The organism is Pseudomonas anguilliseptica, assembly GCF_021375795.1.
GTDB lineage: Bacteria > Pseudomonadota > Gammaproteobacteria > Pseudomonadales > Pseudomonadaceae > Aquipseudomonas > Aquipseudomonas anguilliseptica_A.
Window position 1 is genome coordinate 364,715 of record NZ_JAEIOI010000001.1, and the last position, 20,015, is coordinate 384,729.

The window sequence follows — 20,015 nt, forward strand, 5'->3', positions numbered from 1 at the left end:
TTTAGCTGCGGTCGGCGAGGATGCCGATGATAAAGAACACCAGGATCAGCACCGGGGCCAGGGTGAAATTGTTGAAAAAGCCCAGGCCCTTGGCCAGATACGGCGTGGCGAAGACGATCAGCAGGCCGTAGCCCACCGCGCAGAGCAGCACGAATATCAGTGTGCGGAAGATGAAGTTCATGCTGGCGGTATTGCGTTGTACCCAGGCGTTGATGCCAGGGCCGAATAGCACCAGCAGGGTGGCCATGATCGCCAGGGAAATATCGTAGAGGTGGCTGCGGCTCCAGCGCGACAGGGTGACGATCAGGTCGAGTAGCAGGTCCATCCGGTGTCCTTAGCCGTAGCGGCGTGTACGTCAGGGTAGAAAATACTGCAGCAGGTCGTTGAGAAACAGCTGGCCTTCGCGGGTGGCGCACAAGCATGTCGGATCGCTGTGCAGCAGGCCGCGTTTTTGCGCTTCGATGCGCGCGGCCGCAAGCTGGCTGAGCGGCAGGCCGGTGCGCTGAGTGAACAATTCGCTGGCGACGCCGTCCGTGAGGCGCAGCACATTCATCAGAAATTCAAAGGGCAGTTCATCTGCGCTAAGGACGCGCTCGCCGGCGCTGAAGCGCTTGCTGGCGTCGAGGTAGTCCTTGGGGAGGCGGGTTTTCCAGCTGCGGCTGATGCGCCCGTCCGGCTGGCTGAGTTTGGCGTGAGCACCGGCACCGATGCCAAGAAAGTCGCCGAAGCTCCAGTAATTGAGGTTGTGCCGCGCCGCTTTGCCAGCCTGGGCGTAGGCCGACACTTCGTACTGCGCGTAACCTTCAGCGGCCAGCAGGGCCTGCCCGGCTTCCTGAATGTCCCAGAGAATATCGTCTTCCGGCACCTCGGGTGGTTGGTTCCAGAACACCGTGTTTGGCTCCACCGTCAGCTGATACCAGGACAGGTGTGTCGGCCCCTGGGCAATGGCGGTGCGCAGATCGCTCAGAGCATCCTCGATGGACTGCTCTGGCAGGCCGTGCATCAGATCCAGGTTGAAGTTGTCGAAGCCGGCAGCACGGGCCATATCGGCGGCGTGCACCGCTTCATCGCCGTCGTGGATGCGACCCAGGGCGATCAGTTTGGGCGCCTGGAAACTCTGCACGCCAATCGACAGGCGATTGATGCCCAGGCGGCGGTAGTCCTTGAACTTGGCCTGCTCGAAGGTGCCGGGGTTGGCTTCCAGGGTAATTTCGATATCGGCGGCAAACGGTATGCGCCGCTCCACGCCCTCAAGCAGGCGGCCGAGGGCCTTGGCGGAAAACAGGCTGGGGGTGCCGCCGCCAAAGAAGATCGAACTCAGCGGGCGGTTGTATACCTGCGCCAGATCATCATCCAGATCGGCCAGCAGGGCGTCGACGTATTCTTCTTCCGGCAGGTTGGGCCCGGCGGTGTGGGAGTTGAAGTCGCAATACGGGCACTTCTTCACGCACCAGGGAATGTGCACATAGAGTGCAAGTGGCGGCAGCGCGAAGCCGCCGCCGGATGCGGTGGTCATGCCAGGCCCAGCCGCTGTTTCAGCAGGGCCATGGCGCGGGCGCGGTGGCTGATCTGGTTTTTCTCGGCAGCCGGCAGCTCGGCGCTGGAGCACTCGCGCTCGGGCACCCAGAACAGCGGGTCATAGCCGAAGCCTTCGACGCCCTGTGCGGCGTGCAGGATGCGTCCGTGCCAGAGACCTTCGCAGATGATCGGCAGCGGATCATCGGCATGCCGCACCAGCGCCAGGCAGCAGACGAACTGCGCGCCGCGTTCGGCGTCCGGCACCTCTTTCAGCGCTTCGAGCAGCTTGGCGTTGTTCGCCGCGTCACCCTGGCCATCGGCGTAGCGCGCCGAATAGATGCCCGGCGCACCGCCGAGAAAGTCCACGGCTAGGCCGGAGTCGTCGGCCAGCGCTGGCAGGCCCGACAGACGTGCAGCGTTGCGCGCTTTGAGGATGGCGTTCTCGATAAACGACAGGCCGGTTTCTTCCGGCTCGACCATCGAGAACTCGCCGACTGAGCGCACACGTACGCTGCTGCCGAGCATGGCTTGCAGCTCCTTGAGTTTGCCGGCGTTATGGCTGGCGAGTACAAGCTCGTTGAAATGCATCATTCGTCTGGGAAGAATTCCTGGTTGAAGTCGAAGCTGTGTGCCACGCCATCGGCGGCACGCACGTTGATGGTGAAGCGCAGCATCTCGCGCTGGGTGAAGTTGAATTGCGCCAGGTAATAGATGGCGTCACCTTCATTGACCTGCTTGAAGGTCAGTGGTTGGCTGCGGCCGACCAGGTCCTTCACTTCGCCACTGACGCTGGCGCTGCTGGCTTTGCCGGCCTTGAGCACGGAGATGTTCACCACACCCTGGGTCTTACTGCGCACCAGGCTGTTGGCGGCGGCGATGTCCGGCTGCAGAAAGCTGGAATTGAAGGCGATGTAATGCACGTCGAGGTCGCCGAAGGTCTGCTTGCGTTCAGCCAGCGCGGGCAGGCTCAGGCACAGGGCGATCAACAGTAGCGCGATGCGACGCATAAGGGTTCTCCAGGTAGCAAGTCTTGCGAGGCAGATCGTCTAGTTGGCGATCTGCACGTCTTTGGCGGTGGGCCCGCTGATCCGGTAAATGCCGATTTCACCTAACAGATTAGGCCAGATGCGGCTGGCCCAACCGTGCCGGTGGTCGCGGTCCACGGCCAAACGGTCCATGACTTTCGCACCTTGATCGTGGCAGAGGTTTTCGAAGTCCTCGAAGGTGCAGAAGTGGATGTTCGGCGTGTTGAACCAGGTGTATGGGAGGAAATCCGACACCGGCATGCGGCCCTTGGTGGTGAGGTACCAGCGGCACTGCCAATGGCCGAAGTTGGGGAAGGTGATGATGCAGGTCTTGCCGACCCGCAGCATTTCCGCCAGCACCTTGTCCGGGTAATGCAGGGCTTGCAGCGACTGGGTCATGACCACCACGTCGAAGCTGTTGCTGGCGAAGTTGCCCAGCCCCTTGTCGAGGTTCTGCTCGATCACGTTGACGCCCTTGCTCACGCACTGGGCGATGTTGTCTGCATCGATTTCCAGGCCGTAGCCGGACACCTGCTTGTGTTCGGCTAGCCAGGCGAGCAACTCGCCATTGCCACAGCCCAGGTCGAGGACACGGCTGCCTGCGGGAATCCACTCTTGGATGATTTCGAGGTCCGCGCGCATGACTTACACCTTGATCCGTTTCATATAGCTGTCGAATGCCTGCAGATAACGCGGAATCGGCATGAGGAAGGCGTCGTGGCCCTGGGGCGCATCGATTTCCAGGTAGCAGACGTTTTTCCGCGCGGCGGTCAGCGCATCGACGATTTCCCGCGAACGTGCCGGCGAGAAACGCCAGTCGGTGGTAAAGGACATCACGCAGAAATCTGCCGTGGCCAGTGCCAGGGTCTTGGCTAGGTCGCCGTCAAACGCGGCCGCCGGATCGAAGTAGTCCAGTGCCTTGGTCATCAGCAGGTAGGTGTTGGCGTCGAAGCGTCCGGAGAACTCTTCACCCTGGTAGCGCAGGTAGCTTTCCACCTGGAATTCGACACTGTGGAAGTCGTAGTTGAGCTTTTCGCTCTTCAGGCCACGGCCGAATTTTTCGCCCATGGCGTCGTCCGACAGGTAGGTGATGTGCCCGACCATGCGCGCCAGCATCAGCCCGCGTTTGGGGATCACGCCCTGTTCCTGGAAGTGCCCGCCATGGAATTGCGGGTCGGTGAGGATCGCCTGGCGCGCCACTTCGTTGAAGGCGATGTTCTGCGCCGAGAGCTTGGGTGCCGAGGCAATCGCCAGGCAGTGGCGCACGCGTTCGGGGTAGCTGATGGTCCATTGCATGGCCTGCATGCCACCGAGGCTGCCGCCGATCACCGCGGCCCACTGGCTGATGCCGAGGTTATCGGCCAGTCGCGCCTGGCTGTGCACCCAGTCTTCCACGGTCATTACCGGGAAGTCGGCGCCGAAGGGTTTGCCGGTGGCCGGATTGATGCTGCTGGGGCCGGTGGAACCGTTGCAGCCGCCGAGGTTGTTCAGGCTGACTACAAAGAACTTGTTGGTGTCGATGGGTTTGCCAGGGCCGATGCAGCTGTCCCACCAGCCCGGTTTACGGTCTTCTGCACTGTGATAACCGGCAGCGTGGTGGTGGCCGGAGAGGGCGTGGCAGATCAGCACGGCGTTGCTTGCCGTGGCATTCAGCTGACCGTAGGTTTCGAAGATCAGTTGGTAGTCGGCCAGGCTGCGTCCACAGGCGAGCGCCAACGGCTCGGCGAAGTGCATCACTTGGGGCGTAACCAGGCCAACAGAGTCTTGAGGAAAGGCAGTCGACATCAACCCTGCTCGCAGTAAAGGAAGAGCCGCAGTCTAAAGAGCACCGCCCCAGGCGGCAAGCGCATGGGGCGGCTGGGTAGTGCTGATGAGGGAGGCTATTCGCCGATGCTATGCGGGCGCGCAGCCCCTGGCAGATTGACCACCTTGCCCTGACGCTGCACCGGGGCAGGGCGGCGCAGGATGCGCAGCATGTCGTTAGCCTGCGCCAGTTGCTGCTCCAGTTCGCCACTGTAGCGGGCCAGTTGTTGACCGCGCTGGCGCGCCTGCTGGGTTTCCTGGGCCAGGGCTTTAAGCCGCAGCATGTGGGTTTCCAGCAACTGCTTGTGCTCTAGGGTGTGCTGCATCAGCGGCATCAGCGCATCGCTGGCCCATTGTTCGGCTTCCTGGCGCATGCGCTGGTGCAGGCCGATCACTTCCTGCACCAGGGTGGCGAAGAAGCGTCTGGTCAGGCTGCGCTGTTCGGTCAGCAGGGTTTTCAGTTGCAAGCGAAACTGGTCGGCCTTGGCCTGCTGCTGCTTGAGTTCGCGCAGGTAGCGGTTGACGTTGAACTGCGGGGCGTCGACGCCGTGCAGCGGGTTTTCTTCGTTGTGTCGACGGTAGATGGCCGCGACCATCTTGTTGGCCATGTCGGCTTCCTGGGCCAGGTTGTGCAGGTCCTGCTCCACGCTGCGGAAGAAATGCAGGATGGCGTGGTTGATACCCAGGGTGGTCCAGCTGCCGGTGAGGTTTTTGCGCACCTTGTTCAGGTGTTCGTCCAGGCGCTCATGGCGGGCCGCATGGCGCAGCAGATCGCCCTGGCGCTTGAGCAGGCGCTGGTTGGTTTTCAGGCCGAGCAGGCGTTTGTGGTGCTGGCTGTGATCTTCCTTGGTTTTGGCGGTCAGCTCGAACAGCATCTGGCCGTTGTCGTGCTGGTGGTTGCTCAGCAACGCCTGTTGTTCGTTGACCTTTTCCAGGCGCAGGTTGAGCACGTGCTGGCTGTTCTGCAGCAGCCTCAGCACCTGATTGACCACGCGGTCTTCAAGCAGACGTTCCTTCTGCGCGATGATTCGCTCGCAGAGCAGGCTTTCCAGGTTGTTCATCTGGCTGCGGGCCAGCAGTTCGGTGTCCTTGCGCACCTTGGCCAGCATCGCCTGCTTGGCCGACAGCGGCAACACGTCCTCAACGCGGATGCCGAGTTGGCGCGCGGTGCTGGTCTGGATCTGGCGGATTGCGTTCTGCACAAAGGCTTCGCCGGCCAGGTCATCCCAGAGCACGTCGATCTTGTTCAGCACGGCGAACAGGCTGGTCTGGGTGTCTTCGTCGAGCTGGCGGATATGTTGCTGCCACACGGCCATGTCGCTGGCGGTTACGCCGGTATCAGCGGACAGCAGGAAGATGATCGCCTGAGCGCTCGGCAGCATCGACAGGGTCAGTTCCGGTTCGCTGCCGAGGGCGTTCAGGCCGGGGGTGTCGAGGATGCGCAGGCCCTGGCGCAGCAGCGGATGATCGAAGTTGACCATAGCGTGACGCCAGGCCGGTACCAGCACTTCGCCGGGTTTGCTGGTGCTTTCCAGCATGTCCGGGTGAAAGCCCAGGGCAATTGCCTGTTCCACCGGCATCGGCTTGGTCCGCGCCACCTGGTTGAAGGCCTGCACCATGTTGTCCGGGTCGCTGAGGTCCAGCGGGATATTTACCCAGTGCCGTGGAATGCGCTTGAACTGCGCGACGCTGGCTTCGGCGACGCGGGTTTCGATGGGCAGCAGGCGGATATAAGAGCGTTCCGAGCGTGGGTCGAAGAACAGCTCGGTGGGGCACATGGTGGTGCGCCCGGCCTGGGACGGCAGCATGCGCTGGCCGTAAGAAGAGAAGAACAGGCTGTTGATCAGCTCGGTTTTGCCGCGCGAGAACTCGCCGACAAAGGCCAGGGTGATGTGGTCGGTGCGCAGCAGTTTCAACGCGCGCTCAAGTTTGACTTCCACGGCCTCGGAGTTCAGCCGATTGTTCACCAGCCAGCTGCGATAGCGGGTGATCTCGCGCATCAGCTCGCGCTTCCAGGCGACGTAGGCATCGACCTGCTGACTGAGACGTTCCATGCTCATCCTGGGCTTTCCTCCGGTTGGCGCATTCAGTGTGGGGCGACTGGGGCTTGCGGCACCCAGGTTAAGTCGGGCACAGATTGAACGCTGTCACACAGCAAGCAGGTGCGGCAGATCACGCTTTAAAGCCTGTGGAATTACGCCAGATCCGCGAAGTTCGTGGATTGACCTGTTTGGCATTATGCGGGTCGCAGCTATGGCGTCAATTGCATGTCGTCGCACGCCCGCCTTATGGTCGGTCAGAGTGACTGAGCGGTCAGTGCGAGTTCGCTGGGCAGGCGTTGTGGTTTTTTGATGCGCACGCGTTTTTGCCGGCTCTGCTGGCCGCTCTTCAGGCTGACCTGGCTTTTGCTGACAGCAAACACGCTGGCCAGAAAGGCCAGCAGGTGGGCGTTGGCCTTGCCGTCCACAGGAGGGGCCGTGAGACGGATTTTCAGCCGATCACCGTGCAGCCCGGCGAACTCATCACGGCTCGCTTTGGGCTGCAGGTGGCATTCGAGGATCAGGTCGGCGCCGTCCCAGCGAAAGTGGCTCATCCGGCGTTCGTGATCAGAACGCCAGGCTCAGGCCTTTGTACATGCCGGTCATCACCGCCAGGTTGCGGATCACCAGCATGTCGATCAGGTTGAGAATCAGAAAGGCCACGATCGGCGACAGATCCAGCCCGCCCATGCTCGGCAGGATGCGGCGAATTGGCGCGAGCAGCGGCTCGCAGATCTGGTTGATCAACATAGCCGTCGGGTTATGACTGCCTTGGGCGACCCAGGAGAGGATCACGCTGATGATCAGGGCAAAGAAGAACACCTTGAGGAACAGCGCGGTGACGCCAATGATCGACCAGACCAGCAGTTGCAGCGGGTTGTCCACGCCATAGCCGAGCAGCATCAGGGTTAGCGCCATCAGTACCAGCTGCACCACGATGGCCAGCACCAGCGAGGCCAGATCAAGCCCGGCGATGCTCGGAATCACCTTGCGCAGCGGTTTCAGCAACGGGTGGGTGGCGCGCACGATGAACTGGCTGAGCGGGTTGTAGAAATCCGCCCGTACCAGTTGCAGGATAAAACGCAGCAGCACAATCAGCAGGTACAGGCTGCCGATGGTTTGCAGGATATAAACGGCGGCGCTATCGAGTCCGGTCATGGTCGCTCCTTATTGACCCAGTTGTTCGGCCAGCTCGGCGGAACGCTGGGCGGCGGCGGTGAGGGCTTTTTCGACCAGGGCCTCGAAGCCGTTGGCCTGGAAGGTCTTGATCGCTGCTTCGGTGGTGCCGGCCGGCGAGGTGACGCGGCGGCGTAGTTCGCTGGCCTCGACATCACTGGCCACGGCCATGCGTGCGGCGCCCAGCGCGGTGTGCAGGGTCAGTTGGGCGGCGGTGTCGCGTGGCAGGCCGAGCTTCTCGCCGGCGGCGGTCATGGCTTCAATCAGCAGGAAGAAATAGGCCGGGCCGCTGCCGGAGACGGCGGTGACGGCATCGATCTGTGCTTCCTGATCCAGCCACAGCGCCAGGCCGACGGCGCTGAGCAGTTGCTCGGCCTGCTGGCGTTGGGTTGGCGATACCTGGGCATTGCCATACAGGCCACTGACGCCCTGACGCAGCAGTGCTGGCGTATTGGGCATGCAGCGCACAATGGCGCGCGGGCCGAGCCAGCTTTCCAGGCTGGCGCAGCTGATGCCGGCGGCAATCGACACCACCAGCTGCTGTTCGCCGATATGTGCGGCGAGATCCAGGCAGACGTCCTTCATCACCTGCGGTTTGACCGACAGTACGATCACATCCGCGCCCTGGATCGCTTCGGCATTGGCTTCGAAGGTGGCGATGCCGTACTCGGTGCTGATCTTGCTGCGCTGTTCGGCGCCGCGGTCACTGGCGCGAATCGCGCTGGCGTCTATGCCCTGGGCGCGCAGGCCGCCGATCAGGCTGGCGGCCATATTGCCGGCACCGATAAAGGCAATGCGGGGAGTGGTCATAACGGGCTTCCTTAATAAGGCTGAAGGCAAACTCAATTAGGTCTTGCTGTAATCACGCGCGCCGAATAACGCCGTACCGATGCGCACCCAGGTCGCGCCTTCGGCAATCGCCGCTTCCAGGTCATGGCTCATGCCCATCGACAAGGTGTCGAGGTCCAGGTTCAGGCTCTGCTGCAGCTCACGCAGGCGGGCGAAAGCGGCACATTGCTCGCTGGGGTCATCGGTGGGCTCGGGAATTGTCATCAATCCGCGTAGGCGCAGGTTGGGCAGTTGTGTAACCGCTTGTGCCAGTTCCGGCAGCTCGTCCGGGTTGCAGCCGGATTTGCTGGCTTCACCGCTGACATTCACCTGCAGGCAGATGTTCAACGCCGGCAGGTGCGCCGGACGCTGATCAGACAGGCGCTGGGCGATTTTCAGGCGATCCACCGAATGCACCCAGGCGAAGTGCTCGGCGATGGGCTTGGTTTTGTTCGATTGGATCGGGCCGATAAAGTGCCAGGTCAGCGCCAGGTCGCTCAACTCGGCCTGCTTTTCCAGAGCTTCCTGCAGGTAGTTTTCGCCGAAATCCTGCACGCCAGCGGCAAAGGCTTCGCGGATCGCGGCGGCGGGTTTGGTTTTGCTCACTGCGAGCAGGCCAACCGCTGCACAATCTCGCTGCGAGGCTTGCGCCGCCTCACGGATGCGCACTCCGACCTTTGCAATATTCTCTGCTATCGTGGACATTACTTGCGCCCGCCGCCTGGGTTTCGCGGCATTCTACCTGCTTGTCTGTCATTAGGGAGTCCCATGGATATCACTGAATTGCTGGCCTTCAGCGCCAAGCAAGGTGCATCGGACCTGCATCTCTCCGCTGGCCTGCCTCCGATGATTCGGGTCGACGGTGATGTTCGCCGGATCAATTTGCCTGCGCTGGACCATAAACAGGTGCACGCACTGATCTACGACATCATGAACGACAAGCAGCGCAAGGATTTCGAGGAGTTCCTCGAGACCGACTTCTCCTTTGAAGTGCCCGGCGTGGCGCGTTTCCGGGTAAACGCCTTTAACCAGAACCGCGGTTCTGGCGCGGTATTCCGGACCATTCCGTCGAAAGTGCTGAGCATGGAAGACCTCGGCATGGGCGAGATCTTCCGCAAGATTTCCGATGTGCCGCGCGGCCTGGTGCTGGTAACCGGGCCGACCGGTTCGGGCAAGTCGACCACCCTGGCGGCGATGCTCGACTACATCAACAGCAACAAGTATCACCACATCCTCACTGTCGAAGACCCGATCGAATTCGTTCACGAATCGAAGAAGTGCCTGGTCAACCAGCGTGAAGTGCACCGTGACACCCTGGGCTTCACCGAAGCCCTGCGCTCGGCACTGCGGGAAGACCCGGACATCATTCTGGTCGGTGAGATGCGTGACTTGGAAACCATTCGCCTGGCGCTGACCGCTGCAGAAACCGGTCACCTGGTGTTCGGCACCCTGCACACCACCTCGGCGGCCAAGACCATCGACCGTGTGGTCGACGTGTTCCCGGCGGAGGAGAAATCCATGGTACGCTCCATGCTCTCCGAATCGCTGCAATCGGTGATTTCGCAGACCCTGCTGAAGAAGATCGGCGGCGGTCGTGTGGCCGCCCACGAAATCATGATCGGCACCCCGGCCATCCGTAACCTGATCCGTGAGGACAAGGTGGCGCAGATGTATTCGGCGATCCAGACCGGCGGCTCGCTGGGCATGCAAACCCTCGACTCCTGCCTGAAAACCCTAGTCTCCAAAGGTATCGTCACGCGCGAAGCTGCGCGGGAAAAAGCCAAAACCCCGGAAAATTTCTAGACCGACAGCACCTAGGTGGTTACGCCACCGGGGCCACACCAGCGGCAATTCACGCGCCTGCCGCTGGCCTTTGCATAACCGCGTGATGCACATGGGCGAACAACGATGGAATTCGAAAAACTGCTGCGCCTGATGGTGGAAAAGGGCGGCTCTGACCTGTTTATTACCGCTGGCGTGCCACCGTCGATGAAGGTCAACGGTAAGATCATGCCGATCACCAAGACGCCCATGTCGCCGGAGCAGACCCGTGAAACCGTGCATGCGGTGATGAACGAGCAGCAGCGCCGCGACTTTGCCGAGAACCATGAGTGCAACTTCGCCATCAGCGCCCGTGGCGTTGGTCGTTTCCGTGTCAGTGCGTTTTACCAGCGCAACCTGGCCGGCATGGTGCTGCGTCGCATCGAGACCAATATCCCGACGCTGGACGAGCTGAAACTGCCGGAAATCCTCAAGAAACTGGCGCTGACCAAGCGCGGTCTGGTGCTGTTTGTCGGTGCGACCGGTACTGGTAAGTCGACTTCCCTGGCGGCGATGATCGGTTACCGCAACAAGAACAGCAGCGGCCACATCATTTCCATCGAAGACCCGATCGAATACATCCATCAGCACCAGAGCTGCATCGTCACTCAGCGTGAGGTGGGTATCGACACCGAGTCCTTCGAGGTGGCGCTGAAGAACACCTTGCGCCAGGCACCGGACGTGATTCTCATCGGTGAGGTGCGTACTCGCGAGACCATGGATCATGCCGTGGCCTTCGCCGAAACCGGGCACCTGTGCCTGGCCACACTGCACGCCAACAACGCCAACCAGGCGCTGGACCGCATCATCAACTTCTTCCCCTCCGACCGGCAGAACCAGGTGTGGATGGACCTGTCGCTCAACCTCAAGGCCATCGTCGCCCAGCAACTGATCCCGACCCCGGATGGCAAAGGCCGCCGTGCGGTGATCGAGGTGTTGATCAACACCCCACTGGCGGCTGACCTGATCCGCAAGGGCGAGGTGCATGAGCTCAAGGCGCTGATGAAGCGTTCCACCGAGCAGGGTATGCAGACCTTCGACCAGGCGCTGTACAACCTCTACAGCCAGGGCGAGATCACCTACGAAGATGCGCTGCTGTACGCCGACTCGGCCAACGACCTGCGTCTGATGATCAAGCTCGGTTCGGAAACCGATGGCGACCACTTGAGCAGCATGGCCCAGGGCCTGTCGCTGGAAATCAGCGACGAAGAGCCGGGTCGCCGCTTCCGCTGACGTCCGGCACTTGCGCGCCGGTGTGGCGAATACGTTTGCCGCCCTGGCGCGCCACGGCCTCGGCCTGACCATCACGTTGCGCGCCGGCGCGGGCCTGGCTCATCAGTTGCGGGATCAGCGGGCCTTCCGGCAGGTTTTTCCAGAAGCGCACAGGCATGCTGGTTTCCAAGGCGCTGCGATTTAGCCGCGCCGGGTTAAAGGTGCTGCCGTAATAGGCCAGCCACAGCGCTTCTCCCTCATCCTCTGGCGCTTGCGCCAGGCGTTGCCACTCACTCGGGCACGGCCGCTGGTAATGCAGGCGCTGGCCATCCCAATACACGCCGTCATCCGGCGTGGCAATCAGCCAGGTGGTTCGCCCCAGGCGTTCGGCAAAATGCCCGCTGGCACTGGCGAGGATGTCATGGGCCGGTTCGTGCCAGGCCACCAGCTGCGGGCCTTCGGCGTTTTCTGGGCGCGGATGAAAGCGTAAGAAAGCATGCAGGTGATGGGCCTCGCGGCGTATCGCCTTGAGCCGTTTATGCAGTTGGCTGCCGTCAATGTCGCCCGGCAGCATGGCGGCGCGATCGCCCTGAGCAACGCGCCAGAGAATCCGATAGAGCAGGCTCCAGCGATCCTCGACGCGAAAGCGTGCAGCGCTCTGCAGCAGTTCCAGCAGCTGCTTGGGGATTCGCAGTGGCGGTGTCGCGGCTGATGCATTGTTGGGTACTGGTGCGTGGTCGAATAGCCCGCCACTGTCGCCGTCCGTTAGCCAGGTGATCTGATGCGGCGGCACACACTGTTGTATCAGGCTTCTGGCGACCTCTCGCCAGCCGGCAAAGCTGCCGTCGAATGAGGCGCTGTGCATTACCACAACGCCATCTGTGCGGGTGTTTCGCTGAGTTGCTGGCGCAGCAGCAGGGATTCGCGGCTGGCCTGCAGGGGGCGATAATCCTGGGTGACGATAAAAGGCTTGGCCTTTTCCAGCGCGCAGCGCAGGCGCGTCAGGTCGTCGAAACGAATGCGTTTCTGCCGGCGCAGGGCGACCAGGCGCTTGGCGCTGAGCACGCCGATGCCAGGTACGCGGGCAATCATGGCCGGCTCCGCGCGATTGAGGTCGACGGGGAAGTGCTCACGGTTGTTCAGCGCCCAGGCCAGTTTCGGGTCGATATCCAGGGCCAGGTTGCCGGGGCCCTTGAGCAACTCACCCACTTCGAAACCGTAGCCGCGCAGGAGAAAATCGGCCTGATACAGGCGGTGCTCGCGTAGCAAGGGCGGCGCTTCAAAGGGCACAGTATTCGGGCTTTGCGGGATCGGGCTGAACGCCGAGTAATACACCCGGCGCAGGCGATAGTTGCCGTAGAGCGAGGCGGCGGTGTGCAGGATGGTGCTGTCATCGGTGGCGTCGGCACCGATGATCATCTGCGTGCTCTGGCCGGCAGGAGCGAAGCGCGGCGCTCGTAGCTCTGCGCGGGCCTCGCTCTCACCCTGATGAATCGAGTGCATGGCCTGCTTGATGGTGCGCACCTGCTTTTCCGGGGCCAGGCGGATCAGGCTGCTTTCGGTGGGCAGTTCGATATTCACACTGAGGCGATCGGCATAACGGCCGGCTTCGGCGATCAGTAGCGGGTCGGCGTCGGGAATGGTCTTGAGGTGAATATAGCCACGGAACTCATGCTCTTCGCGCAGCAGTTTGGCGACACGGATCAGCTGCTCCATGGTGTAGTCGGCCGAGCGGATGATCCCCGAGCTGAGAAACAGCCCGCTGATGCAGTTGCGCTTGTAAAAATCCAGGGTCAGGGCCACCACTTCTTCCGGGGTAAAGCGCGCTCGCGGCACGTCGCTGGAGCGGCGGTTGACGCAGTACTGGCAGTCATACAGGCAGAAGTTGGTCAGCAGGATCTTCAGCAGCGCCACGCAGCGCCCGTCCGGGGTAAAGCTGTGGCAAATGCCCATGCCGTTGGTCGAACCAATACCGCTCTTGCCCTTGGAGCTGCGGTTGGGCGCGCCGCTGCTGGCGCAGGAGGCGTCGTACTTGGCGGCGTCGGCGAGAACGGTGAGTTTTTCGATCAGTAGCATGGTGCTGTCTGTGTAACTGGTTATGCATACAGTATTTAACAATCTCTGGCAGGCTTCAAGTGTGAATATGACCGTGCTCGCGCTGGGTTTCCCCGGGCAGCGAACCTTGCGTAGAGTGTGACGTCAAAGCGTTACCAGCCATCAGGAGGCACACCCATGCAGCGACAGGACACGCACAGCAAACTTATCGGTTATCTGCTGTGGATTTTCGGTTTTCTCGGCGCGCACCGTTTCTATTACGGCAAACCGGTGACCGGCACCATCTGGTTCTTCACCTTCGGTCTGCTGTTTATCGGCTGGATCGTCGACCTGTTTCTGATACCGGCGATGGATCGTGAGGCCGATCTGCGTTTTACCGCCGGCGATACCGATTACAACGTCGCCTGGATTCTGCTGACCTTCCTCGGCATCTTCGGTGTGCACCGCATGTACCAAGGCAAGTGGATCACCGGGATCATCTACCTGTTTACCGGTGGCCTGTTCCTACTCGGCGTGCTGTATGACTTCTGGACGCTTAACACCCAGGTGTCGATCAAGAACGCTGAGCGCGCCTGAATCTCAGACAACAAAAAGCCCGCCAATTGGCGGGCTTTTTGTTGTCTGGCTGATCCATAGCCTGTTTTTAACACCCCTGGGCCGACGCGTAGCAGATCGTAAGTAGGCTCTCAGGCCTGATAGCTGATACGGCCATCCACCAGGGTGTAACGCACGGCACCTGGCAGACAGTGGCCAATAAACGGGCAGTTGGCACCTTTCGAATACCAGGTCTCGCCGGCCAGGGTGGATGCTTTGGGGTCAAACAGCAGCAGGTCGGCGGCTGCACCTGCGCTCAGTTTACCGGCGGGCAGGCGCAGCGCTTGTGCCGGGCCGGCACTCAGGCGGGCGAGCAGGGTGGGCAGGTCAAGCAGGCCGTCCTGTACCAGGCTCAAGGCCAGCGGCAGCAGCAGTTGTACGCTGCTGATGCCCGGTTCGGTAGCACCGAAGGGCGCCAGTTTGGCGTCACGCTCGTGCGGCTGGTGATGGCTGGCAATCGCCGAGATTACCCCGCTCTTTACCGCCGCGCGCAGACCGTCACGGTCTGCGGCGGTGCGCAGGGGCGGTTGCACGTGGTACAGGCTGGAGAAGTCGCCAAGTGCCTCATCGGTGAGGATCAGTTGGTACAGCGCCACGTCGGCGGTGACCGGCAGGCCACGGGCCTGGGCATCGGCGATCAGCTGGGCACCGCGCGCGCTGGTCAGTTGGCTGAAGTGCGCGCGCACGCCGGTCTGCTCGACCAGCAGCAGGTCGCGGGCCAGGGCCACGGTTTCCGCACTTTCCGGAATGCCCGGCAGGCCGAGGAAGCTGGCGGTGGCGCCTTCGTGCGCCAGACCGCCTTCGGCGAGGTCGTGGTCCTGGGAGTGGAAGATCACCGTCAGGTCGAAGGTGGCGGCGTATTCCAGAGCACGGCGCAGGGTGCGGTTATTGCGGAAGCTGTCCAGGCCATTGCCGAAGGCCACGCAACCGGCGTCGCGCAGGGCAACCAGTTCGGCCAGCTGCTCGCCTTCCAGGCCTTTGCTCAACGCGCCAATCGGGAACACCTTGGTGTGCCCGGCTTCGCGGGCGCGGTCGAGGATCAGCTCGGCCACGGCCGGAGTATCCAGCACCGGTTTGGTAAAGGGTGGGCAGCACAGGCTGGTCACACCGCCGGCGGCGGCGGCCAGGGTTTCCGTGGCGATGCTGCCTTTGCGGCTGTAACCCGGCTCGCGCAGGGCGACGTTAAGGTCGACCAGTCCAGGCGCGGCAACCAGGCCTTGGGCCTCGATGCTCTGCTCGGCGACGAAACCGGTCGGCGCCTGGCCGATGGCGACAATTTTGCCGCCTTCGATGTACAGATCAGCTTGCTGATCGAGGCCGCTGCTGGGGTCGATCATGCGGGCTCCGAGGATACGGATACGCATCAGTTCTGCTCCTCGGCATCTTGATTGAGTTGGCGCTGCGCGGTCTGCCCGCTCATGGCCATGGACAGCACAGCCATGCGGATAGCGATGCCGTAGGTGACCTGGTTGAGGATCACCGACTGCGGGCCGTCAGCCACCGCCGATTCGATTTCCACGCCGCGGTTGATCGGGCCTGGGTGCATCACCAGTGCATCCGGTTTGGCTAGTTTGAGGCGTTCTTCGGTTAGGCCGAACAGGCGATAGAACTCGCCTTCGCTGGGCAGCAGGCCGCCGGTCATGCGCTCACGCTGCAGGCGTAGCATGATCACCACGTCGACGTCCTTGAGGCCGGTGGTCATGTCGCTGTAGACGGTCACGCCGTATTGCTCGATGCCGATCGGCAGCAGGGTTTTCGGCGCGATCACGCGAATGTCCGGGCAGCCGAGGGTCTTCAGCGCAAGCATATTCGAGCGGGCTACCCGCGAATGCAGGATGTCGCCGACGATAGCCACTGAAAGGTTCTCGAAGCTGCCCTTGTGCCGCCGAATCGTCAGCATGTCGAGCATGCCCTGGGTCGGGTGGGCGTGACGGCCGTCGCCGCCGTTGATGATCGCCAGGTTGGGGCACACGTGCTCGGCGATAAAGTGTGCAGCGCCGGAGTCGGCGTGGCGCACGACGAAGATGTCGGCGGCCATGGCTTCCAGGTTGCGCAGGGTGTCGAACAGCGTTTCGCCCTTGCTGGTCGAACTGGTCGACACGTTCAGGCTGATCACGTCCGCGGACAGGCGCTGGGCGGCCAGTTCGAAGGTGGTGCGGGTGCGTGTGGAGTTCTCGAAGAACACGTTGCACACAGTCTTGCCGCGTAGCAGCGGGACTTTCTTCACGGCACGGGCGCCGACTTCAAGGAAGGAGTCGGCGGTGTCGAGGATTTCCGTCAGCAGCTCGCGCGGCAGGCCGTCGAGGGACAGGAAGTGGCGCAGTTGGCCTTGGTCATTCAGCTGCAGCGGGCGCTTGGCGGCTATGGTCGTCATCTGGCGAGTCTCAGTGGGCAAGCGTCTGGAGTTCGAGGGTCAACGGCGTGGGGCCGGACAATTTTACCCGCTGATCTGCTGCCAGCGACAGGGTGGCGCCGACCACGTCCGGGCGGATCGGCAGCTCGCGAGCATTCAGGTCAAGCAGGCTGACCAGGGTTACGCTGGCCGGGCGGCCGTAATCGAACAGTTCATTGAGAGCCGCACGGATGGTACGGCCGCTCATCAGTACGTCATCGATCAGTACCAAGTGCTGACCTTCGATTTCGAACGGCAGTTCGGACGGTTGCACCTGCGGATGCAGGCCATTCTGGGTGAAGTCGTCACGGTAGAAGGACACATCGAGAATACCCAGTGCATCCTGGCGACCGAGGGCTTCGAGCAGCGCCTGGGCAACCCAGACGCCGCCGGTGCGGATGCCGATAAAGCGCGGTTCGCCGATCTGTCGGCTGTTCAGGTGCTGGGTGAGCGCGGCGGCCATTTGCGGCAGCAGGTCGGCGGGTGTGGGCAAATGCATGGCAAAACTCCTTGGTGCGGGCTTAGCCCAGGCAATTTTCTTCGAGCCAGCCTTGCAGCAGTAGCGCCGCAGCAATGGCATCGACCGGGCGCTCGCGGTAGCCGCCACTTTGTCCTTCGCGCAAACGCTGGCCCTTGGCCTCAAAAGTGGTCAGGCGTTCGTCATGGGTGTGTACCGGCAGGTTGAAGCGGCCGTTAAGGCGCCGGGCGAATTTTTCCGCGCGCTCGCTCATCTCGCTTTTCGTGCCATCCATGTTCAGCGGCAGGCCGACGACAATGGCGTCCGGCTGCCATTCCTTGATCAGCGCTTCGACTTTCTGCCAGTCCGGCACGCCGTTCTGTGCTTTGAGGATGCACAGCTCGCGGGCCTGGCCAGTGATCACCTGGCCGACGGCAACGCCGATCTGTTTGCTGCCGTAATCGAAGCCCAGTAGCAGGCGTAGTGGTTTTGCCTCGGCCATCAGGCGTGCCCGGCTTGTGAAGTGAGCAGGCTGAGATTGATGCCCAGGCGCGCGGCTGCGGCGTTCAGGCGCTGGTCGAACGGCAGGTCGAAGAGGATCGCGTGGTCCGCCGGGCAGGTCAGCCAGGCGTTGTCGGCCAGCTCGGCTTCCAGCTGCCCGGCTTCCCAGCCGGCATAGCCGAGGGTGATCAGGTATTTTTCTGGGCCGGTGCCGTCGGCGATGGCGAATAGCACGTCCTGTGAGGTCGACAGGCCCAGCTCGCCCAGCTCCAGGGTCGCCTGAAACTGCGGGCCGCTGGAGTGCAGGACGAAACCGCGGTCGGTCTGTACCGGGCCGCCAGTAAAGATCGGCAGGCTCTGGCAGAGCACGGGCGGCTCGTCATCCGGGCGCAGTTGTTCCAGCACATCGGCCAGGTTGAGGCCGTTGGGCTTGTTGATCACCAGGCCCATGGCGCCGTGTTCGTTGTGATCAATCAGGTAGGTAACGGTTTGCGCAAAATTCGGATCGGCCATGTGTGGCATGGCGATCAGGAAGTGATGCTTGAGGTAGCTGGGGCTGGCGTCTTTCATGGCGTTAGTTTGGAGCTTCGGGCGGCAAGCCTCAAGCAGTGCGCGCAGATTCAGTTGCTCGACAGGCGGTCGCCGCGCTCGAAACGCCAGGTGCGGATGATTTCCAGGCGGTCGACATCGGCCAGATCGCCAGTGAACGGGGCAAACGGCGCGGCCAGGCGCACGATGCGCAAGGCAGCCTGGTCGAGCAGGCGCTGGCCGGAGGACTCCAGTACCTGCACTTCGTACAGGGTGCCGTCACGGTTGATCGACACCAGCAGGCGCAGGCTGCCGTAGATGCCCTGGCGGCGTGCTTCATCCGGGTAATTAAGGTTGCCGACGCGTTCGACCTTCTTGCGCCATTCATCTTTGTACCAGGCACCTTTGTCGCGCATGGTCGAGGCGGCGTTGAGGCGGTGGATCTTCGGCCGCTTGGCGTATTGCTGAACTTCCTGGGCCAGTTCGGCTTCCAGGCTGGCGATCTCGGACGACAACTGGGCGCTGTCAAAAACCGGCGCCGGACGTGCTTGCGGGTTGGGCTTGGCTTCTTCGCGCTTGACCGGGGTTTTCTGCTGCTGTGGGGCGCGGGTGGCGACGGCAGCTTTCGGCGCCTGCTGGCGTGCTGCGGGTTGTTGCGGTGCGGCAGGCGGCGTAACGCGCTTGACTTCACTGTCCTGAAACAGTGCCTGTTCGGTGGTCTTCGGCGCGGCCTTGTGTTCCAGAGTACCGCTGCCTTGCTGGTTGTCCTGGGCGAGGAAGTCGGCCTCTTTGGGCTTTTCCTCGCTCTTGAAGGTGGACAGGGTGATTTCCAGGGTTTTGCTGATCTGGCTCGGCTCGGCCAGGGTAAAACCCAGGCCGAGGATTAGCGCGGCATGCAGCACGGCAGCGAGAAACAGGGTAAAGCCCAGGCGATCCGCCGGCTTTACGCCGGCGCTGGAAAGTTCTGGGAGTTGGGCGGCTGCGTTCATCGCATATCGGGTCTGCTCAGGTTGCCGCGCAGTCTGCCGAGGGCGCATGGAAAAGTCTATGAAGCACTGCGCGCATTGAGCTTCTCGGCAATCTTGTCCATCAGGCGTTCACCGATGCGTGTGTCGAAGGCTGCGTCGATTTCGCGGATGCAGGTCGGGCTGGTCACGTTGATTTCGGTCAGGTGCTCACCGATTACGTCCAGGCCGACGAACAGCAGGCCCTTCTCGCGCAGTGTCGGGCCGACGGCAGCAGCGATTTCGCGGTCGCGCTCGCTCAATGGGCGGGCTTCACCGCGTCCGCCGGCGGCAAGGTTGCCACGGGTTTCTCCGGCCGCTGGGATGCGTGCCAGGCAGTAGGGTACCGGCTCGCCGTCAATCATCAGAATGCGCTTGTCGCCATCCTTGATCGCTGGCAGGTAACCCTGGGCCATGATCTGCTGCTGTCCGTGGTTGGTCAGTGTCTCGAGAATCACCGAGAGGTTGGGGTCGCCCTCGCGGTGACGAAATATCATCGATCCGCCCATGCCATCGAGGGGTTTGAGAATGATGTCACGCTGCTCTTTGGCAAACTCGCGCAGAATGTCGGCCCTACGGCTGACTACAGTCGGCGGTGTGTATTGGCTGAACTGGGTAGCAAAGTATTTCTCATTGCAGTCGCGCAGGCTCTGCGGGCGGTTGACCACCAGCACCCCGGCCTGCTCGGCTTGTTCAAGCAGGTAAGTGGAGTAGACGAACTCGTTGTCGAAGGGCGGATCCTTGCGCATCAGGATCACGTCCAGCTCGCTCAGGGCGATGTCCTGTTCGTCGCCGAGTTCGAACCAACGCTGCGGATCGTTGAATACGCTAAGCTCTGAAAGTCGAGCGCGGGCTTGGCCTTTGCTCTGGTAAAGGTCTTTCTGCTCCATATAGAAGAGAGACCAGCCGCGTGCCTGGGCAGCAAGCAGCATGGCCAGCGAGCTGTCCTTCTTGAAACTGATCTGGGCGATGGGGTCCATGACAATGCCGAGGCGGACGCTCATGGCGGTGTTCTCCGTAAAAATGGCAGCGGTTTAGGTGGGCTGCGACTGTGATGTGGCG

At 62.1% G+C, this 20,015-nt stretch carries 23 protein-coding genes; 3 read left to right on the forward strand and 20 right to left on the reverse strand.

The genetic code is table 11. From position 1 onward, the window contains the following. Position 1: 1 nt before the first annotated feature. The 11 genes from IOD17_RS01700 to IOD17_RS01750 all read right to left on the reverse strand — a co-directional run bounded on the left by IOD17_RS01700 (position 2) and on the right by IOD17_RS01750 (position 9,094). Positions 2 to 325, reverse strand: a complete 324-nt coding sequence (locus IOD17_RS01700) for a DUF3392 domain-containing protein (RefSeq protein ID WP_233683385.1) — start codon at positions 323 to 325, stop codon at positions 2 to 4. Between the two features lie 30 nt (positions 326 to 355). Continuing rightward, on the reverse strand, positions 356 to 1,516 hold the full coding sequence (hemW, locus tag IOD17_RS01705; RefSeq protein WP_233683386.1) for a radical SAM family heme chaperone HemW: 1,161 nt from the start codon (positions 1,514 to 1,516) through the stop codon (positions 356 to 358). Then, entirely contained in the window at positions 1,513 to 2,109 is a 597-nt protein-coding gene (gene rdgB / locus IOD17_RS01710) for an RdgB/HAM1 family non-canonical purine NTP pyrophosphatase (protein ID WP_233683387.1), read from the reverse strand. Before rdgB ends, hemW begins: the two co-directional genes overlap by 4 nt. After that, on the reverse strand, positions 2,106 to 2,525 hold the full coding sequence (locus IOD17_RS01715) for a DUF4426 domain-containing protein (RefSeq protein WP_233683388.1): 420 nt from the start codon (positions 2,523 to 2,525) through the stop codon (positions 2,106 to 2,108). The genes rdgB and IOD17_RS01715 overlap by 4 nt, the downstream gene beginning before the upstream one ends. Positions 2,526 to 2,564: 39 nt before the next feature. Beyond that, complete coding sequence (gene metW, locus IOD17_RS01720) at positions 2,565 to 3,185, reverse strand: methionine biosynthesis protein MetW (protein ID WP_233683389.1); 621 nt, start codon at positions 3,183 to 3,185, stop codon at positions 2,565 to 2,567. Positions 3,186 to 3,188: 3 nt separating this feature from the next. After that, positions 3,189 to 4,328 carry a homoserine O-succinyltransferase MetX gene (metX, locus tag IOD17_RS01725; RefSeq protein ID WP_233683390.1) on the reverse strand — a complete coding sequence of 380 codons (1,140 nt, stop codon included), beginning with the start codon at positions 4,326 to 4,328 and terminating at the stop codon, positions 3,189 to 3,191. 95 nt (positions 4,329 to 4,423) lie between these two features. Further along, positions 4,424 to 6,406, reverse strand: coding sequence for a dynamin-like GTPase family protein (locus IOD17_RS01730; RefSeq protein ID WP_233683391.1), 1,983 nt, complete (start codon positions 6,404 to 6,406; stop codon positions 4,424 to 4,426). A 236-nt stretch (positions 6,407 to 6,642) separates the two neighbouring features. Next, positions 6,643 to 6,939: a DUF167 domain-containing protein gene (locus IOD17_RS01735; RefSeq protein WP_233683392.1), complete on the reverse strand. Its 297-nt coding sequence runs from the start codon at positions 6,937 to 6,939 to the stop codon at positions 6,643 to 6,645. Positions 6,940 to 6,952: 13 nt separating this feature from the next. Then, complete coding sequence (locus IOD17_RS01740; protein WP_233683393.1) at positions 6,953 to 7,543, reverse strand: YggT family protein; 591 nt, start codon at positions 7,541 to 7,543, stop codon at positions 6,953 to 6,955. Positions 7,544 to 7,552: 9 nt separating this feature from the next. Continuing rightward, a complete protein-coding gene (gene proC / locus IOD17_RS01745; RefSeq protein WP_233683394.1) occupies positions 7,553 to 8,371 on the reverse strand; it encodes a pyrroline-5-carboxylate reductase in 819 nt (272 codons plus the stop codon). 36 nt (positions 8,372 to 8,407) lie between these two features. Then, entirely contained in the window at positions 8,408 to 9,094 is a 687-nt protein-coding gene (locus IOD17_RS01750) for a YggS family pyridoxal phosphate-dependent enzyme (RefSeq protein WP_233683395.1), read from the reverse strand. A 63-nt stretch (positions 9,095 to 9,157) separates the two neighbouring features. Here IOD17_RS01750 and IOD17_RS01755 point away from each other — a divergent pair, with 63 nt between their 5' ends. After that, positions 9,158 to 10,192 (forward strand): type IV pilus twitching motility protein PilT, encoded by a 1,035-nt coding sequence (locus IOD17_RS01755; protein WP_233683396.1) that lies wholly within the window; start codon positions 9,158 to 9,160, stop codon positions 10,190 to 10,192. Between the two features lie 105 nt (positions 10,193 to 10,297). After that, positions 10,298 to 11,443, forward strand: a complete 1,146-nt coding sequence (locus tag IOD17_RS01760) for a PilT/PilU family type 4a pilus ATPase (protein ID WP_233683397.1) — start codon at positions 10,298 to 10,300, stop codon at positions 11,441 to 11,443. On the opposite strand, the gene IOD17_RS01765 is transcribed toward IOD17_RS01760, so the two are convergent. Both IOD17_RS01765 and IOD17_RS01770 read right to left on the reverse strand, forming a co-directional pair. Further along, entirely contained in the window at positions 11,409 to 12,287 is an 879-nt protein-coding gene (locus tag IOD17_RS01765; protein ID WP_233683398.1) for a TIGR03915 family putative DNA repair protein, read from the reverse strand. The two genes, IOD17_RS01760 and IOD17_RS01765, sit on opposite strands and share 35 nt — an antisense overlap. Next, positions 12,287 to 13,498: a putative DNA modification/repair radical SAM protein gene (locus IOD17_RS01770; RefSeq protein WP_233683399.1), complete on the reverse strand. Its 1,212-nt coding sequence runs from the start codon at positions 13,496 to 13,498 to the stop codon at positions 12,287 to 12,289. The genes IOD17_RS01765 and IOD17_RS01770 overlap by 1 nt, the downstream gene beginning before the upstream one ends. Before the next feature lie 156 nt (positions 13,499 to 13,654). On the opposite strand from IOD17_RS01770, the gene IOD17_RS01775 reads away from it, so the two are divergent. Then, a complete protein-coding gene (locus IOD17_RS01775; RefSeq protein WP_233683400.1) occupies positions 13,655 to 14,053 on the forward strand; it encodes an NINE protein in 399 nt (132 codons plus the stop codon). 110 nt (positions 14,054 to 14,163) lie between these two features. On the opposite strand, the gene IOD17_RS01780 is transcribed toward IOD17_RS01775, so the two are convergent. The 7 genes from IOD17_RS01780 to gshB are packed head-to-tail and all read right to left on the reverse strand — an operon-like array spanning position 14,164 to position 19,957. Next, positions 14,164 to 15,435, reverse strand: a complete 1,272-nt coding sequence (locus IOD17_RS01780; RefSeq protein ID WP_233683401.1) for a dihydroorotase — start codon at positions 15,433 to 15,435, stop codon at positions 14,164 to 14,166. Then, positions 15,435 to 16,445, reverse strand: a complete 1,011-nt coding sequence (locus tag IOD17_RS01785) for an aspartate carbamoyltransferase catalytic subunit (protein ID WP_233683402.1) — start codon at positions 16,443 to 16,445, stop codon at positions 15,435 to 15,437. Before IOD17_RS01785 ends, IOD17_RS01780 begins: the two co-directional genes overlap by 1 nt. 10 nt (positions 16,446 to 16,455) lie before the next feature. Beyond that, positions 16,456 to 16,962: a bifunctional pyr operon transcriptional regulator/uracil phosphoribosyltransferase PyrR gene (pyrR, locus tag IOD17_RS01790; RefSeq protein WP_233683403.1), complete on the reverse strand. Its 507-nt coding sequence runs from the start codon at positions 16,960 to 16,962 to the stop codon at positions 16,456 to 16,458. 22 nt (positions 16,963 to 16,984) lie between these two features. After that, complete coding sequence (gene ruvX, locus IOD17_RS01795; protein ID WP_233683404.1) at positions 16,985 to 17,422, reverse strand: Holliday junction resolvase RuvX; 438 nt, start codon at positions 17,420 to 17,422, stop codon at positions 16,985 to 16,987. Continuing rightward, positions 17,422 to 17,991, reverse strand: coding sequence for a YqgE/AlgH family protein (locus IOD17_RS01800; protein WP_233683405.1), 570 nt, complete (start codon positions 17,989 to 17,991; stop codon positions 17,422 to 17,424). The genes ruvX and IOD17_RS01800 overlap by 1 nt, the downstream gene beginning before the upstream one ends. A gap of 50 nt (positions 17,992 to 18,041) precedes the next feature. Then, complete coding sequence (locus IOD17_RS01805) at positions 18,042 to 18,938, reverse strand: energy transducer TonB (protein WP_233683406.1); 897 nt, start codon at positions 18,936 to 18,938, stop codon at positions 18,042 to 18,044. A gap of 56 nt (positions 18,939 to 18,994) precedes the next feature. Continuing rightward, entirely contained in the window at positions 18,995 to 19,957 is a 963-nt protein-coding gene (gene gshB / locus IOD17_RS01810; protein WP_233683407.1) for a glutathione synthase, read from the reverse strand. Between the last annotated feature and the right edge of the window lie 58 nt (positions 19,958 to 20,015).

What these genes read in the sequence shown, in the direction of transcription:
- IOD17_RS01700 (WP_233683385.1), bottom strand. Translation starts at nt 325, where the DNA reads ATGGACCTGCTACTCGACCTGATCGTCACCCTGTCGCGCTGGAGCCGC.
- hemW (WP_233683386.1), bottom strand. Translation starts at nt 1,516, where the DNA reads ATGACCACCGCATCCGGCGGCGGCTTCGCGCTGCCGCCACTTGCACTC.
- rdgB (WP_233683387.1), bottom strand. Translation starts at nt 2,109, where the DNA reads ATGATGCATTTCAACGAGCTTGTACTCGCCAGCCATAACGCCGGCAAA.
- IOD17_RS01715 (WP_233683388.1), bottom strand. Translation starts at nt 2,525, where the DNA reads ATGCGTCGCATCGCGCTACTGTTGATCGCCCTGTGCCTGAGCCTGCCC.
- metW (WP_233683389.1), bottom strand. Translation starts at nt 3,185, where the DNA reads ATGCGCGCGGACCTCGAAATCATCCAAGAGTGGATTCCCGCAGGCAGC.
- metX (WP_233683390.1), bottom strand. Translation starts at nt 4,328, where the DNA reads ATGTCGACTGCCTTTCCTCAAGACTCTGTTGGCCTGGTTACGCCCCAA.
- IOD17_RS01730 (WP_233683391.1), bottom strand. Translation starts at nt 6,406, where the DNA reads ATGAGCATGGAACGTCTCAGTCAGCAGGTCGATGCCTACGTCGCCTGG.
- IOD17_RS01735 (WP_233683392.1), bottom strand. Translation starts at nt 6,939, where the DNA reads ATGAGCCACTTTCGCTGGGACGGCGCCGACCTGATCCTCGAATGCCAC.
- IOD17_RS01740 (WP_233683393.1), bottom strand. Translation starts at nt 7,543, where the DNA reads ATGACCGGACTCGATAGCGCCGCCGTTTATATCCTGCAAACCATCGGC.
- proC (WP_233683394.1), bottom strand. Translation starts at nt 8,371, where the DNA reads ATGACCACTCCCCGCATTGCCTTTATCGGTGCCGGCAATATGGCCGCC.
- IOD17_RS01750 (WP_233683395.1), bottom strand. Translation starts at nt 9,094, where the DNA reads ATGTCCACGATAGCAGAGAATATTGCAAAGGTCGGAGTGCGCATCCGT.
- IOD17_RS01755 (WP_233683396.1), top strand. Translation starts at nt 9,158, where the DNA reads ATGGATATCACTGAATTGCTGGCCTTCAGCGCCAAGCAAGGTGCATCG.
- IOD17_RS01760 (WP_233683397.1), top strand. Translation starts at nt 10,298, where the DNA reads ATGGAATTCGAAAAACTGCTGCGCCTGATGGTGGAAAAGGGCGGCTCT.
- IOD17_RS01765 (WP_233683398.1), bottom strand. Translation starts at nt 12,287, where the DNA reads ATGCACAGCGCCTCATTCGACGGCAGCTTTGCCGGCTGGCGAGAGGTC.
- IOD17_RS01770 (WP_233683399.1), bottom strand. Translation starts at nt 13,498, where the DNA reads ATGCTACTGATCGAAAAACTCACCGTTCTCGCCGACGCCGCCAAGTAC.
- IOD17_RS01775 (WP_233683400.1), top strand. Translation starts at nt 13,655, where the DNA reads ATGCAGCGACAGGACACGCACAGCAAACTTATCGGTTATCTGCTGTGG.
- IOD17_RS01780 (WP_233683401.1), bottom strand. Translation starts at nt 15,435, where the DNA reads ATGCGTATCCGTATCCTCGGAGCCCGCATGATCGACCCCAGCAGCGGC.
- IOD17_RS01785 (WP_233683402.1), bottom strand. Translation starts at nt 16,445, where the DNA reads ATGACGACCATAGCCGCCAAGCGCCCGCTGCAGCTGAATGACCAAGGC.
- pyrR (WP_233683403.1), bottom strand. Translation starts at nt 16,962, where the DNA reads ATGCATTTGCCCACACCCGCCGACCTGCTGCCGCAAATGGCCGCCGCG.
- ruvX (WP_233683404.1), bottom strand. Translation starts at nt 17,422, where the DNA reads ATGGCCGAGGCAAAACCACTACGCCTGCTACTGGGCTTCGATTACGGC.
- IOD17_RS01800 (WP_233683405.1), bottom strand. Translation starts at nt 17,991, where the DNA reads ATGAAAGACGCCAGCCCCAGCTACCTCAAGCATCACTTCCTGATCGCC.
- IOD17_RS01805 (WP_233683406.1), bottom strand. Translation starts at nt 18,938, where the DNA reads ATGAACGCAGCCGCCCAACTCCCAGAACTTTCCAGCGCCGGCGTAAAG.
- gshB (WP_233683407.1), bottom strand. Translation starts at nt 19,957, where the DNA reads ATGAGCGTCCGCCTCGGCATTGTCATGGACCCCATCGCCCAGATCAGT.